Genomic DNA, 12,945 nt, shown 5'->3' on the forward strand with positions numbered 1-12,945 from the left:
CACTTCCTTGATGGTGAGGCCCTTGGTCGGGATTGCCGTCCTGACCGAGGGCCGTCGTGTGTGCTGTTGTGAAGGAGCCTAGGCAGAGGATTCGGCCGCCGTGCGGGTGATCGGTTCGCTTCACCCGCACGGGGGATCAGGCCGTGGTTGCCGTCCTGGTCAGAGCGAGCGGTGGATCTTGGAGTTGGAGGCCTGGGCGCGGGGGCGGACGACCAGGAGGTCGATGTTGACGTGGCTGGGGCGGGTGACCGCCCACGTGATCGTGTCGGCCACGTCGGACGCGGTGAGGGGGGCGTCGACACCCGCGTAGACCTTGGCGGCCTTCTCGGTGTCCCCACGGAACCGGGTGGTCGCGAACTCCTCGGTCTTCACCATGCCGGGGGCGACCTCGATGACGCGGACCGGGGTGCCGACGATCTCCAGGCGGAGGGTCTCGGCGATGACGTGCTCGCCGTGCTTGGCGGCCACGTAGCCGCCGCCGCCCTCGTAGGAGGTGAGGGCCGCGGTGGAGGAGAGGATCACGATCGTGCCGTCTCCGCTCGCGGTGAGCGCGGGCAGCAGGGCCTGGGTCACGTTGAGGGTGCCGATGACGTTCGTCTCGTACATCTGGCGCCAGTCCTCGGGGTCGCCCGTGGCGACGGGGTCGGCGCCCAGCGCGCCGCCCGCGTTGTTGATGAGGACGGCCAGCGAACGGAAGGCCGTGGCGAACTCGTCGACCGCGGTCCGGTCGGTGACGTCCAGGGCGTACGCCGTCGCTTCGTGGCCCGCTTCGGTGATCTCCGCGGCGAGCGCTTCGATGCGGTCCTTGCGGCGGGCGGTGAGCACGACGCGGTAGCCGGCGGCTGCGAGCTGCCGGGCGGTCGCGGCACCGATGCCGCTGCTCGCACCGGTGATGACGGCGATGGGGGTGGCGGCCATGGCGATCTCCTCGGACGGCTGATCGGTACGGGCCAAGGATAGGCAAGCCGGCGGAACGTCCGGTCACCGGCCGGCGGGGGCGGTGGCCAGGCCCGGGCTACCGGCCTCGGGGGGCGTACATGATCAGGGCCATCCCGGCCAGGCAGACCAGTGCGCCGATCACGTCCCAGCGGTCGGGGCGGTATCCGTCGGCGACCACGCCCCAGGCCAGGGAGCCCGCGACGAACACGCCGCCGTACGCCGCGAGGATGCGGCCGAACTCGCCGTCCGGCTGGAGCGTCGCCACGAATCCGTAGAGACCGAGGGCGACGACACCCGCGCCGATCCAGATCCATCCCCGCCCGCCCTGCGACTCGCCGCCCCGGACCCCCTGCCAGACGAGCCAGGCTCCGCCGATCTCGAAGAGGGCGGCGACGGCGAAGAGGGCGATGGAGCGCGCGACGAGCATGGGGGGAGCGTTTCACGGGGAGCCCGGGTGGGCCGTGCGGGTGGGGTGAGGCGCGTCGAACCGGTCATTAAATATGGATGATTGGTGATGATCGGTATGTTCGCCGCATGGTAGCGACGCGTAGAGCTCTGCTGGTGGTGCCCGCCGCGGCGGCGATGTCGGCGACTGTGCTGTGGGGGGCGGGTCCCTCGGTGGCGGCCCGGCCCGCTGCCCCGCCCGTTGCCCCGCCCGTGGTCATGCCCGTGCCCCACGGCGTGGGGCCGGAGGCGGATGTGTCCCACCACGGGCATGTCTCCCTCTGGGGCGACCGGCTGAGGATCTGGCTGGAGAGTGTGAACAACGGTCCGTGGGATCTGGCGGACGGCACGGTGCGGCTGCGGTTCTCGGCGCCCCTTGAGGGACGTCAGGAGCTGCCGGAGAGATGTCTCCGCAGTGGCCGCAGCACGGTCCTGTGCCGGACGGGCCCGCTGTCGGCGGACGGGGAGACCCGGCGCGCCGCGCTCGATCTGCGGCTCGGAGCGAGGCACGCGGAGGTTGTCGTGCGGGTCGACACGCTGTGGAGCGGTGGTGTGCCGGACCGCGATCCGCGCAACAACGAGCACAGGGTACTGGCGCCGGCCACGGGGGACGCCTACGTCTTCTGACGGGCTGCGGCCGTGCGTCCGGCGGGCCGTACGGACGGGCGGTCGCGGGAGCGGTCCGGGGCCCGACGGCCCTATGCCTGGGTGGTCGGGGTCCCGGCGTCCAGTCCGCCGAACTCACGGACGGCGTCCGCGACGATGGTCTCCAGGTGCGAGTGGTGGGCTCCGCGCCAGTACACCCGGCCGCATTCCGTGCACCGGGCGAACACGTCGTAGGACTTCTGCGTGCCGTGTTCCAGCTGGGCGCTCACCGAGCTCTTGTCGGCATCCGCCAGCTTCCCGTTGCAGGCGGTGCACCGCGTCCACGGTGCGAGGACCGGTGCGAACCGGCCCAGCACGTCGCGGAGCTGGGCCTCCGGGCGGTCGCTGTAGACGTACGCGCCCGCCCAGATCTCCCGGCGCCGCAGCAGCCCCCGGTCCCGGGAGAGCAGCACCCGTTGTTCCTCGGCCGAGAGCGTGGCCAGCGCGGGGTCGCCGATGTCCTCGCTCTCGTACGCGGCGTCGACGCCCAGCAGCCGCAGGCGCCGGGCGAGCGTGCCGAGGTGGACGTCCAGGAGGAAGCGCAGAGGGGCGCCGGGCACGCGCTGGGGGCGTTCCACGGCACGGACCTCGACCAGTTCGCCCGCGCTGGGGATGTGCGACACGGGCACGGGGCGGCCGTCGACGAGCAGCTGTCCGGCCTCGGTGAGCGGGACTCCGAGGGACTCCACGACGTGGCCGAGTGTGGACGAGCCGTCGGTGGTGACGCTCGTGCGTCCGCCCCGGCGTTCGTGTGCGACGAAGAGTCGCAGCTCAGGGGCAACTTCGAGGTCGATCTCCGGTCCGTTCACCTGGCCAGGATGCCACTGCCGGGGGTGCGGCAGCGAGGGCTTTCCGTGCGGTCACGGCACGACCCGGTAGTGCGTGGTGATCCGTCCGCCCGCGCCTCGGACGCCCTCGTCCAGGACGTGGAAGGCGACTCCGGGCGGTGCGACGGTGTCGACGAGGCCCTCCCCGCTCTCCCAGGGCAGCCGCAGCGTCGAGATCACGCCGGGCGCCACGAGCAGGGGGCGGCCGGCGAAGGTGGCCGCCATGGAGGTGTGCGCGTGGCCGGTGAGGATCGCCGGGACGTTGTCGAAGGAGCGGTCGGCGAGCAGTTCGGCGAAGCGCGCCGCGTTGGTGAGGTTCGTGGAGTCCAGGTACGGGTGGTGGACGGTGGCCGGGGGGTGGTGGAAGGCCGGGAGGGCCGGGGTGTCACCCAGGTCGTCCAGGGTGCGGGCCAGCCAGTCGAGGGTCTTGTCGTCGAACCGTCCGGCGTCCTCGCCGGGGATCGTCGAGTCGCACAGCAGGAGCGCGTAACCACCCACCAGGTGCAGTCGGTTGATGGGGGCGGTGGCGTCGCCCTCCTCTTCCGTGTGCTCGTCGCCGAGCAGGACCTTGCGGTAGGTGGCCCGGTCGTCGTGGTTGCCCGGGCAGGGGAAGGCCGGTGCGGTGAGCGAGGCGAGCAGCCGGGCCGCCTCGGCGTACTCCCCGGGGGCGCCGTGGTCGGCGATGTCGCCGGTCACCAGGACCGCGTCCGGCTGTCTGGCCAGGGAGTTGAGGTAGGTCACCACCCGGGTGGCCCGGTCCGTGGCCCGGTCGGTTCCGTCGAGATGCAGATCGCTGATGTGTGCCAGCAACATCGGGGTGCCCGTCCCTCGGTGAAAGCAGCTAATGGATCGTGCGTATTCATCCATTAGACGGCGGGCGGCGCAAGGCTCCGCCCCTCATGCTTCCAGATCCAGCCGCCAGTCGTTCGTCGTCAGGGGGTTGCCCGGCGGGTACTCGAACTCGCAGGTGCCCTGGAGCGAGAAGCCGGCCTTTCGGCACACCGCGTTCGACGCGCCGTTCTCCACGGACGGGTAGGCGTGCAGGTAGCGGTGCTTGTGCTCGGCGCGGGCCTCGGCCGTGACCGCCTCGGTCGCCGCGGTCGCGATGCCGAGTCCGTGGAAGCCGGAGAAGACGGCCCAGCCCGTCTCGTACACCTCCTGGCCCTGCCAGGTGCGCTCCCAGAAGCCGATCGTTCCGACGTCCTCGCCGCCGTCCGTCAGGACGATCCGGAACATCCGGCCCCTGCCCGTGCGGTCCGCGCTCAGCGCCACGTAGCGGTCGTGACGGACCGCCAGCTGCTCTTCGCTCTCGGGTCCGCCGAGGTGATCCATCAGCTCCGGGGTGTTGGCCCGGCGGAGCAGCTCCAGGTCACCGTCGGACCAGGGCACGATCCGGACCGGGGAAGGGGTGTGGTCGGGCGGGGACGCTGAGGCCGCGGCGTTGTCCATGCCGGAAACTGTAGGGCGGGGCACAGACAACGGGGGGTGGCTGCGCAGGGCAGGCCGGGCCGGCGCGGTGCTGTGGGCGCGATGTCGTCAGCGCGGTGCGAACGCGGTCGGTGGCACGCCCACGGTCGCGGTGAAGTCCCTGACCAGGTGCGCCTGGTCGCTGTATCCGAGGTCCGCGGCCAGGGCCGCCCAGTCGGTCTCCGGGTCCGACTCGGCGCGCTCCAGGGCTTCGTGGATGCGGTAGCGGAGGATGACCCACTTGGGGCCGACACCCACGTACGTCGAGAAGAGCCGCTGAAGCGAGCGCGGGGACAGGCCCTCGGTGCGGGCCAGCTGTCCGACCCGGCGCAACGAGCGGTCCGTGCGGGCCCGTTCGGCGACGGCCATGGCCCGGTCGGCCAGCGGGTCGGCGTGGGGGCGGAGCGACAGGAGGTAGCGGTCGAGTGCGGCGACCCGGGCGTCCTCGTCCCGAGGGTCCAGTACGTCCGCCGGGGACGGCCGCACGGACAGCACCTGGTCTGCGGGAACCCGTCGGCCCGTCCACTCCGAGACCGGCTTCCCGGGGGCGAACGGACGGAATCCGCCGGGCCGGAACTGCACGCCGCAGACCCGCCCCCGGCCTTCCAGTTTCTGGGCGAACAGACCGGGGCCGATGCCGGAGATCTCCGCGAAGCCGGCCCGTTTCCCCTCGTCACCGCTCTCATACCGCTGGAGGACGAGGTTCACCGAGGGGTGCGGCACGACGTGCGTGACGTACGGCCTGCGCAGGTCCCAGTCGATCAGCCAGTAGTGCTCCAGGTAGGGCCGCAGAGCGGGTGCCGGTTCGCGGCGCCGGAAGCGTACCCGCGTGAAGAGTTCGGGGGCGTCGACGATGCCCCGGGTGTCGGGTCGAGGTGCGGCCATGCGGGCGATCCTAGGAGCGTGCCGGGCCCGTGACGCGTTTCTTCAAGACGTCGACGGCCGCCCGGTGCACGGTCTGGGACATGCAGAAGATGAGTGAATTGCTGGCAGCCGCCCGCGCCCAGGCCCTTCCTGTGGTGGCGGGCATCGACGACGGGCAACTGGGGGACCCCACGCCGTGCAGCGAGTACGAGGTCCGCGCGCTGGTCAACCACCTCTTCCAGGTGGTCGTCAACTTCAAGGCGCTCGCGGCCAAGCGGCCGGCCGACTTCGGCGAGACGCCCGACGTCGTGACGGGCGACTGGCGTGGCGCGTTCGCGCGGGAGACGGCGGAGCTGGTGACGGCGTGGGGCGCGCCCGGCGCCGAGGACGGGGTCACGGGCGGGATGAAGCTGCCCGCCAGGACCGTCGGCCTCATGGTGCTGGGGGATCTGACCGTGCACGCCTGGGACCTGGCGCGGGCCACGGGTCAGGATTTCGTGCCCGATCCGGCGGCGGTGGACGTGGCGGGACCCGCCCTGGCGGAGCTGGCGCCGCAGGCACGGGAGGGCAAGGTGTTCGGCGAGCCGGTCCCGCTCCCGGCCGGGGCTAGCCCTTTCGAGCAGCTGCTGGCGCTGACCGGCCGTGATCCCGGCTGGCGTCCGCCCCGGGCGTGACGTCGGCGGCCTCCGTGGGCGTGCGTGCGCCAGGGGTGTCGTAGAGGGGCGCCAGGGTCTCGTACGCCCCGTCGACGATGTCCTGCGCCCGCGCCAGCATCGCGCGCTCGGCCAGCCGGGCCGCCTGATGGGCGTACGGGGACGGCGCCGTCGGACGACGGCGCCGCCGCCAGTGGTCGCACGCTCCGTAGATGCCGCTCGCGAAGACCAGTACGGGGATGGACAGTGCCAGCAGGATGTCGTCCACGGTGGGCCCTCCCTCAGTGCGGATGCCCCTTACATCGGCATGTTCGAGAGGGCGGCTGAAGACGGTTCTTCGGCCAATGACTGGCCGGATTGGGCCGAACGGGGGCGTGCGCCGGGCTCAGGGCCGGGGGGTGTGCAACGCCCAGAGGTGCAACGCGCCCCCGTCCGGTGACGTCGTGTACCAGGTGCCGTCGCCCAGGCCCCAGGGCACACCGGACACGGGCGTGGGATAGGCGAGGGGCCGTGCGGGGTCCATGTCCGCCGTGCGCAGCAGCCAGTGCCGGGCCGCGCCGTACTCCTCGTCGTGCTCCGTCGTGCCGGCGACGGCCCACTCCTCGTCGATGTGGCCGCACACGTAGTCCCACATGACGTGGTCCGCGTCGGGGTCGTCCTCGTCGGCGTCCGGGTGGCGCGGGAGGCTGTCCTCGGCGTCCAGCTCGGTGACCACGGCGGCGTCGCCCGTCTCGTGCAGGGCGATCGAGGCCTGGTCGTGGCCCACGGTCAGGAAGTGCTTGCCGGAGGGGCTCACCGAGGCCAGGATGCGCTCGCTGTCGCAGAAGTGGTCCACGGTGAGCTCCTGGCCGTCCCACCGGCCCCGCAGGAGTGGCGACCCGTCCTGTCCCTCGCCGACGCTCAGGCCCATCAGGGCGGGGTCGGGGTGCGGTACGTGGTCCGAGCCGGCGGCCACGGTCCCGGCGTCCGCCCGGCCCAGGACGCTGCCGTCGAAGGCGTCGATGACCAGCCATTCGTCCACGGCCTCGGGGTCGGGCCCGGCGGCGGCGACCGGTCCGCGGATGTGGGCCCAGACGACGGAGCCGTCCGCCGAGAACATCGCCGAGCCGCTGTCCGCGTGCAGATGCGAGCGGCTTCCCGTCGCGTACTCCTCGTGCGAGCGGTGCAGGACGCGGCAGCCGCCGTCCCAGCAGCCGTGCCGGACCTCCCAGTGCCGCGCGCCCGAGGGCTCGACCGCACGCACCGCGTGCAGGCCGGCGAAGACGGCGAGGCCGGCGTCGGGGGAGACGGTGAAGGTGCCGAAGGCGCGTGGCCAGGGGGCCGGGAAGCGGGTCTGGGGGGTGCCCTCGGCGTCCAGGTCGACGACGGCCACCTCCGTGTCGCCGCGCTGCACCAGCAGCCGGCGGCCGGTGGGCCACCGGAGGATCGAGGGCGCGTCGGCCGTCTTCCCGGCCGGGCCCAGGGGAGCCGTGAGTGTAGCGACGGGCCGAGCGGTCACTGCGCCGGTCATGGGGTCCCCTCCCGAAGTGCCTGATGATCTACGGGAACTGTAGGGCGGGGGTCCGACAGGGGTGTGCGGCGGGCGAGGCGTCGAGGGGCGCGGAGCTCAGCCGCGCGGGGTCAGCAACTGGCCCATGGCGGCGATCACGGACGGCTCGACCCGGTAGTAGACCCAGGTGCCGCGGCGCTCGGAGGTCAGCAGGCCCGCGTCCTTGAGCTTCTTGAGGTGGTGGGAGACGGTCGGCTGGGAGACCCCGACGTCGGAGATGTCGCACACGCACGCCTCGCCGCCCTCGTGCGAGGCGACCAGTGAGAAGAGGCGCAGCCGTACCGGGTCGCCGAGGGCCTTGAACATCGTGGCCGTACGGACGGACTCCTCGGCCGTCAGCGGGCGCTCGGAGAGGGGCGGGCAGCAGGGGGCCGCCGGTGACTCCAGCAGGGGCAACGCCTTCACATTCGACATGTGTCTATGTTGACACACGTCGAATCAAGTGGGGGCGAGCCGAGTGTGGGGGGAGTGTGATGGGGGCTACGGCCAGACCAGGCAGTACGCCTGGTGGCCCGCGTCGTGCAGGCGGTGGGAGAAGTCCTGCCACTCGTGGAGCAGCTGGTAGACGTTGTAAGCGTCACGCGGGCCGCCCCGGTCCGGGACCGTGGACCAGATGAAGGCGGCGGCGCCGACCGACTCCTCGCCGACGTCCCGCAGGGGGTCGACGACCGTCATGGGGAGCTTGACCACCGCGTAGTCGGGGTGCAGGACGACCAGTTCCAGCGGGGGGACCTTGTGCAGGGGTATGCCCTGTATGCCGGTCAACACCATCGCGGCCACCGTCTCCGGCTTGATCTTGCTGAACATGCCGCCCATGCCCAGCTCGTCGCCGCCGAGCTCCTCGGGGCGCATCGAAATGGGCACACGTGCCGCCGTGGCCCCGTCGGGGGCCCCGAAGTACTTGTAGGTCACCCCCACGCGGCCACTGCTCCTGCTTCCGGTTCTCTCGTGCCCTGCCTGCGTGCCCTGCACGCGCTCTGCCTCGCGCCGGTGCCGCCCCCGTCGGGCAGGCTCGGGCCCCAGGTCGTCGGTCCCTTCGCCCACTCCGCCACCGCGATGCATATCTCATCCACCCGACTACTTCTTAGGAGACGTGGCCCAGGCCGCGCAACCCGATCATCGTGTCAGTGACCTCCCCCACGGGCGTGCGGTGAAACACCTGTCCGCAAGTCCGTCCGAGCCTCTGACACCATGGCATGTGTGAGCTTTCCCTAATGACGCCCCAGTTTCGCAGACGCGAGGCGGCTGACGCCCTTTCGTAATACGAGGGCGGCGCGCTCCTTGCTCACCGTTGGCCAGGACTTCCGGCCCGGCCTCCCGACCCCCGAATCGCAGATCAGGACCAAAGTGGCGTATTCATACGAAGCCCCAGTTTCGCAGTCGCTGTTCGACCGTGCGTCCGTCGTGACGCCCGGCGGCGTGAACTCTCCCGTACGTGCCTTCCGGGCCGTGGGCGGTACGCCCAGGTTCATGGTGTCCGGTACCGGTCCGTACCTCACCGATGCCGACGGTCGTGAGTACGTCGACCTCGTGTGCTCCTGGGGGCCGATGATTCTCGGCCATTCCCATCCCGCGGTCATCGCGGCCGTCCAGGAGGCGGTCGCGAAGGGCACCTCCTTCGGTACGCCGGGTGAGGGCGAGGTCGCGCTCGCCGAGGAGATCGTCGCGCGGATCGAGCCGGTCGAGCAGGTACGGCTGGTGTCCTCCGGTACGGAGGCGACCATGTCCGCGATCCGGCTGGCCCGCGGGTTCACCGGCCGTGCGAAGGTCGTGAAGTTCGCCGGGTGCTACCACGGCCACGTCGACGCGCTGCTGGCCGCCGCCGGCTCCGGTGTCGCCACGTTCGGGCTGCCCGACACCCCCGGGGTCACCGGCGCCCAGGCGGGCGACACGATCGTGCTGCCGTACAACGACCTGGATGCCGTGCGCGCCGCGTTCGCCGCGCAGCCCGGGGAGATCGCCTGTGTGATCACCGAGGCGTCGCCGGGCAACATGGGCGTCGTGGCTCCGCTGGACGGCTTCAACGCCGGGCTCAAGGAGCTCTGCGCGGCCAACGGCGCGCTCTACATCTCCGACGAGGTCATGACGGGCTTCCGTACCTCGAAGGCCGGCTGGTACGGCATCGACGGCGTCCGGCCCGACCTGATGACCTTCGGCAAGGTCATGGGCGGCGGCTTCCCGGCCGCGGCCTTCGGCGGGCGCGCGGACGTCATGGCGCACCTCGCCCCGGCCGGGCCCGTCTACCAGGCGGGCACGCTGTCCGGGAACCCGGTCGCGACCGCCGCCGGGCTGGCGCAGCTGCGGCTGCTGGACGACGCCGCGTACACGAAGATCGACGCGGTCTCCGCGGAACTGCGCGGGCTGGTGGGCGAGGCGTTCACCAAGGAGGGCGTCGCGCACACCGTCTCGGCGGCGAGCAGCATGTTCTCCGTCTTCTTCACCGACCAGCCGGTCCGCGACTACGACGACGCGAAGAAGCAGGAAGCATTCCGCTACACCGCCTTCTTCCACTCGATGCTGGCGCAGGGCGTCTACCTGCCGCCGTCCGCCTTCGAGTCCTGGTTCGTCTCCACCGCCCACGACACCGCTGCCGTCGAGCGCGTCGCGGCGGCTCTGCCGGCTGCCGCGCGGGCCGCGGCGGAGGCGACGGCATGAGCGAGGACGTGAGCCGTGACGAGACGACCGTGGTGCACCTCGTGCGCCACGGCGAGGTGCACAACCCGGACGGTGTGCTCTACGGGCGGCGAGCGGGCTACCACCTGTCCGAGCTGGGCCGGCAGATGGCCGACCGGGTGGCCGAGCACCTCAAGAAGCGCGACGTCACGCACGTTGTGGCCTCGCCGCTGGAGCGGGCCCAGGAGACGGCGGCGCCCGTCGCCGCCTCGCACGGCCTGGAGCTGGCCACCGACGAGCGCCTGATCGAGGCGGCCAACGTCTTCGAGGGCAAGACGTTCGGGGTTGGAGACGGGGCGCTGCGCAGGCCGGAGAACTGGAAGCACCTCACCAACCCGTTCACCCCCTCGTGGGGGGAGCCGTACATCGAGCAGGTCGTGCGGATGATGGGCGCGCTCGACGCGGCGCGGGACGCGGCGCGGGGGCACGAGGCGGTGTGCGTCAGTCACCAGCTGCCGATCTGGATCGTGCGGAGCTTCGTGGAGCGGCGCCGGCTGTGGCACGACCCGCGGCGGCGGCAGTGCACGCTGGCCTCGCTGACCAGCTTCACGTACCAGGGCGACAAGATCGTGTCGGTCGCGTACACGGAGCCGGCGCGCGATCTCGTACCGGCGCACCTCCTGGCGGGGGCGAAGCCGGTGAAGGGCAAGTCGAAGGCGTTCGGCGCCTGAGACCGACGGAAACGGAGAGGCGGTGCCCGGATGCGTCCGGGTGCCGTTTCGTCCCCGAACGCGGGACGGGCTCCATTCGGCTGTTCCCGGTCATGATCCTCGGGCGAGGCGACGGGCACGGGCCGAGGCCGACAGGCGTTTTCGATCTTCCATGTGTGCGGATTCCGTAAGGGTCCGGTCTCGGCTCGACATTTGTCCCCGTTCCCGGAACCCCTGTGTTGCCGCGGTCATCTAAGCCTTCGCCGGTTTGTATGGGCGTGAGGTGAACGACGCGGATGGGGACGATATGCGGGAGATCAGGCGAAGAGGTCTGCTGGGTGCCGGGCTGGGAGCCGCGGCCGCAATCGGTATCGCCGGTTGCGGTTCTTCCGGTAAGGGCGGGCAGGGGGACCGGAAGAGTTCCGGGGGTGGTCACGGAGCGGACGGGAACGCGCCCCGCACCGGCGCCCCCGAGAAGAAGATCAAGCTGATCGGTGACGGCTCGACCGCGGATACCGGTAAGCAGCCGCATCAGCCTTCCGCCCCCGTTCCCCTCGAACCCGGTCAGAAGCCGCCGCAGTTCGTGATCTTTTCCTGGGACGGGGCGGGTGAGGTCGGCAACGGACTCTTCCCGCGCTTTCTCGAACTGGCCAGGGAACACGACGCCGCGATGACCTTCTTCCTCTCCGGGCTGTATGTGCTGCCCGAGTCGAAGAAGTCGCTGTACCGGCCGCCGAACAACCCGCGAGGCGCCTCCGATATCGGCTACCTCACCGACGGCCACGTGAAGGACACGCTGAAATACGTCCGTGAGGCATGGCTCGACGGCCACGAGATCGGCACCCACTTCAACGGCCACTTCTGCGGGGGTTCCGGTTCCGTCGCCTCCTGGTCTCCGGCGCAATGGCGGAGCGAGATCGATCAGGCGGTCTCCTTCGTCACCGAATGGAAGACCAACACCGGCTGGGAAAACCTTGATCCGCTCCCCTTCGACTACCGCAAGGAACTGATCGGCGGACGCACTCCGTGCCTGCTCGGTCAGGACAATCTGCTGCCGACGGCGAAGAAGCTGGGATGGCGTTACGACGCCAGCTCACCCGGCGGCCGTCAGATGTGGCCGGAGAAGCGGCAGGAGGTGTGGGATCTTCCTCTGCAAGGCATGCCCTTCCCGGGCCACTCCTTCGAAGTCCTCTCCATGGACTACAACATCCTCGCCAATCAGTCGCTGAATTCGACCAATGGGATGCCGTCCCGTTATCCGGGCTGGCGCAAGCAGGCGGCCGGGGCCTATCTGAGCGGTTTCCGGCGGGCGTACGAGTCGAATCGTGCGCCGTTCTACATCGGCAACCACTTCGAGGAGTGGAACGGCGGGATCTATATGGATGCCGTCGAAGAAGTGATCAAGCGCATTGCCGGGGAGCCGGACGTACGACTGGTTTCCTTCCGGCAGTTCGTCGACTGGCTCGACGTCCAGGACCCGGCGGTGCTCGCGAAGCTCCGTACCCTTGATGTCGGCCAGTCACCCGCCGGCGGCTGGAATGCCTTCTTTAAACAGCCTTGACAAGGGGCTTTACGGGCACCGAGGGGGGTGCGCAAGATCCCCGAAACCGTCATGCGAAACTTTTCACATGAGCCCAGGCCGCGCACCCCGACGCCGCTTCATCCTGCTCGCCGCCGCGACCGCGGCTGCGACGCTGACCCTGTCCGCGTGCACTGGAGACGGCAACAAGGCCGGTGGCGGCGGCAACACGAACTTCGTTACCGGCAGCGGCGGAATCTCGACCGTGGCCAAGGGTGAGCGCGTCGCCGCCCCGAAGCTCGACGGCACCACCCTGGACGGCAAGAGCCTCGACGTCGCCGACTACAAGGGCAAGGTCGTCGTCCTGAACGTCTGGGGCTCGTGGTGCGGTCCCTGCCGTGCCGAGGCCGCTCACTTCGCCAAGGTGTCGAAGGAGACCGCGGACCAGGGCGTCCAGTTCATCGGCATAAACACCCGGGACGCCCAGAAGGCCGCCGCGGTGAACTTCGAGAAGGACTACGGAGTCACCTACCCGAGCTTCTTCGACCCGATCGGAAAGCTCATCCTCCGCTTCCCCAAGGGCACGCTGAACCCGCAGGCCATCCCGTCGACCGTGGTCATCGACCGGGACGGGAAGATCGCCGCCCGCACCCTGCAGGCCCTCGGCGCGGAGGAGCTGCGCAAGATGATCGACCCGCTGATCGCGGAGAAGTGA

At 70.8% G+C, this 12,945-nt stretch carries 16 protein-coding genes; 6 read left to right on the forward strand and 10 right to left on the reverse strand.

What is annotated here, in order from left to right:
• Window positions 1–159: 159 nt before the first annotated feature.
• Window positions 160–918 (reverse strand): SDR family oxidoreductase, encoded by a 759-nt coding sequence (locus AB0C82_RS19590; RefSeq protein WP_362843381.1) that lies wholly within the window; start codon window positions 916–918, stop codon window positions 160–162.
• A 97-nt stretch (window positions 919–1,015) separates the two neighbouring features.
• Window positions 1,016–1,366, reverse strand: a complete 351-nt coding sequence (locus tag AB0C82_RS19595; protein ID WP_362843383.1) for a YnfA family protein — start codon at window positions 1,364–1,366, stop codon at window positions 1,016–1,018.
• A 107-nt stretch (window positions 1,367–1,473) separates the two neighbouring features.
• Here AB0C82_RS19595 and AB0C82_RS19600 point away from each other — a divergent pair, with 107 nt between their 5' ends.
• Complete coding sequence (locus AB0C82_RS19600) at window positions 1,474–2,010, forward strand: hypothetical protein (RefSeq protein ID WP_362843386.1); 537 nt, start codon at window positions 1,474–1,476, stop codon at window positions 2,008–2,010.
• Between the two features lie 71 nt (window positions 2,011–2,081).
• On the opposite strand, the gene AB0C82_RS19605 is transcribed toward AB0C82_RS19600, so the two are convergent.
• The 4 genes from AB0C82_RS19605 to AB0C82_RS19620 all read right to left on the reverse strand — a co-directional run bounded on the left by AB0C82_RS19605 (window position 2,082) and on the right by AB0C82_RS19620 (window position 5,207).
• Window positions 2,082–2,837 carry a Mut7-C RNAse domain-containing protein gene (locus AB0C82_RS19605; RefSeq protein WP_362843389.1) on the reverse strand — a complete coding sequence of 252 codons (756 nt, stop codon included), beginning with the start codon at window positions 2,835–2,837 and terminating at the stop codon, window positions 2,082–2,084.
• A 51-nt stretch (window positions 2,838–2,888) separates the two neighbouring features.
• Window positions 2,889–3,668 (reverse strand): phosphodiesterase, encoded by a 780-nt coding sequence (locus tag AB0C82_RS19610; protein ID WP_362843392.1) that lies wholly within the window; start codon window positions 3,666–3,668, stop codon window positions 2,889–2,891.
• Window positions 3,669–3,752: 84 nt separating this feature from the next.
• A complete protein-coding gene (locus tag AB0C82_RS19615) occupies window positions 3,753–4,304 on the reverse strand; it encodes a GNAT family N-acetyltransferase (RefSeq protein WP_362843395.1) in 552 nt (183 codons plus the stop codon).
• A gap of 87 nt (window positions 4,305–4,391) precedes the next feature.
• The gene (locus AB0C82_RS19620) at window positions 4,392–5,207 is read right to left on the reverse strand and encodes a helix-turn-helix domain-containing protein (protein ID WP_362843398.1); all 816 of its coding nucleotides are present in this window, start codon (window positions 5,205–5,207) and stop codon (window positions 4,392–4,394) included.
• Between the two features lie 80 nt (window positions 5,208–5,287).
• On the opposite strand from AB0C82_RS19620, the gene AB0C82_RS19625 reads away from it, so the two are divergent.
• Window positions 5,288–5,860 (forward strand): TIGR03086 family metal-binding protein, encoded by a 573-nt coding sequence (locus AB0C82_RS19625; RefSeq protein WP_362844186.1) that lies wholly within the window; start codon window positions 5,288–5,290, stop codon window positions 5,858–5,860.
• Here the strand turns inward: AB0C82_RS19625 and AB0C82_RS19630 are convergent.
• The 4 genes from AB0C82_RS19630 to AB0C82_RS19645 form a co-directional block, all read right to left on the reverse strand.
• Window positions 5,793–6,107 (reverse strand): hypothetical protein, encoded by a 315-nt coding sequence (locus AB0C82_RS19630; protein ID WP_362843401.1) that lies wholly within the window; start codon window positions 6,105–6,107, stop codon window positions 5,793–5,795. The genes AB0C82_RS19625 and AB0C82_RS19630 overlap by 68 nt on opposite strands.
• 117 nt (window positions 6,108–6,224) lie before the next feature.
• A complete protein-coding gene (locus AB0C82_RS19635; RefSeq protein ID WP_362843404.1) occupies window positions 6,225–7,349 on the reverse strand; it encodes a hypothetical protein in 1,125 nt (374 codons plus the stop codon).
• A 96-nt stretch (window positions 7,350–7,445) separates the two neighbouring features.
• Window positions 7,446–7,802 carry a metalloregulator ArsR/SmtB family transcription factor gene (locus tag AB0C82_RS19640; RefSeq protein ID WP_362843407.1) on the reverse strand — a complete coding sequence of 119 codons (357 nt, stop codon included), beginning with the start codon at window positions 7,800–7,802 and terminating at the stop codon, window positions 7,446–7,448.
• Between the two features lie 66 nt (window positions 7,803–7,868).
• The gene (locus tag AB0C82_RS19645) at window positions 7,869–8,450 is read right to left on the reverse strand and encodes a hypothetical protein (RefSeq protein ID WP_362843410.1); all 582 of its coding nucleotides are present in this window, start codon (window positions 8,448–8,450) and stop codon (window positions 7,869–7,871) included.
• A 285-nt stretch (window positions 8,451–8,735) separates the two neighbouring features.
• Here AB0C82_RS19645 and hemL point away from each other — a divergent pair, with 285 nt between their 5' ends.
• From hemL to AB0C82_RS19665, 4 genes are all read left to right on the forward strand, one after another.
• Window positions 8,736–10,043: a glutamate-1-semialdehyde 2,1-aminomutase gene (gene hemL / locus AB0C82_RS19650; RefSeq protein ID WP_362843413.1), complete on the forward strand. Its 1,308-nt coding sequence runs from the start codon at window positions 8,736–8,738 to the stop codon at window positions 10,041–10,043.
• Window positions 10,040–10,732 carry a histidine phosphatase family protein gene (locus AB0C82_RS19655; RefSeq protein ID WP_362843416.1) on the forward strand — a complete coding sequence of 231 codons (693 nt, stop codon included), beginning with the start codon at window positions 10,040–10,042 and terminating at the stop codon, window positions 10,730–10,732. Before hemL ends, AB0C82_RS19655 begins: the two co-directional genes overlap by 4 nt.
• 286 nt (window positions 10,733–11,018) lie before the next feature.
• Window positions 11,019–12,272, forward strand: a complete 1,254-nt coding sequence (locus AB0C82_RS19660) for a hypothetical protein (RefSeq protein WP_362844189.1) — start codon at window positions 11,019–11,021, stop codon at window positions 12,270–12,272.
• Between the two features lie 67 nt (window positions 12,273–12,339).
• Window positions 12,340–12,945 (forward strand): TlpA disulfide reductase family protein, encoded by a 606-nt coding sequence (locus AB0C82_RS19665; protein WP_362843419.1) that lies wholly within the window; start codon window positions 12,340–12,342, stop codon window positions 12,943–12,945.

The organism is Streptomyces sp. NPDC048560 (assembly GCF_040650955.1).
GTDB lineage: Bacteria > Actinomycetota > Actinomycetes > Streptomycetales > Streptomycetaceae > Streptomyces.

Coding starts and splice junctions, on each gene's coding strand:
- AB0C82_RS19635 (WP_362843404.1), bottom strand. CDS start 7,349: ATGACCGGCGCAGTGACCGCTCGGCCCGTCGCTACACTCACGGCTCCC.
- AB0C82_RS19590 (WP_362843381.1), bottom strand. CDS start 918: ATGGCCGCCACCCCCATCGCCGTCATCACCGGTGCGAGCAGCGGCATC.
- AB0C82_RS19595 (WP_362843383.1), bottom strand. CDS start 1,366: ATGCTCGTCGCGCGCTCCATCGCCCTCTTCGCCGTCGCCGCCCTCTTC.
- AB0C82_RS19640 (WP_362843407.1), bottom strand. CDS start 7,802: ATGTCGAATGTGAAGGCGTTGCCCCTGCTGGAGTCACCGGCGGCCCCC.
- AB0C82_RS19615 (WP_362843395.1), bottom strand. CDS start 4,304: ATGGACAACGCCGCGGCCTCAGCGTCCCCGCCCGACCACACCCCTTCC.
- AB0C82_RS19660 (WP_362844189.1), top strand. CDS start 11,019: ATGCGGGAGATCAGGCGAAGAGGTCTGCTGGGTGCCGGGCTGGGAGCC.
- AB0C82_RS19645 (WP_362843410.1), bottom strand. CDS start 8,450: ATGCATCGCGGTGGCGGAGTGGGCGAAGGGACCGACGACCTGGGGCCC.
- AB0C82_RS19610 (WP_362843392.1), bottom strand. CDS start 3,668: ATGTTGCTGGCACACATCAGCGATCTGCATCTCGACGGAACCGACCGG.
- AB0C82_RS19625 (WP_362844186.1), top strand. CDS start 5,288: ATGCAGAAGATGAGTGAATTGCTGGCAGCCGCCCGCGCCCAGGCCCTT.
- AB0C82_RS19620 (WP_362843398.1), bottom strand. CDS start 5,207: ATGGCCGCACCTCGACCCGACACCCGGGGCATCGTCGACGCCCCCGAA.
- AB0C82_RS19665 (WP_362843419.1), top strand. CDS start 12,340: ATGAGCCCAGGCCGCGCACCCCGACGCCGCTTCATCCTGCTCGCCGCC.
- AB0C82_RS19655 (WP_362843416.1), top strand. CDS start 10,040: ATGAGCGAGGACGTGAGCCGTGACGAGACGACCGTGGTGCACCTCGTG.
- AB0C82_RS19600 (WP_362843386.1), top strand. CDS start 1,474: ATGGTAGCGACGCGTAGAGCTCTGCTGGTGGTGCCCGCCGCGGCGGCG.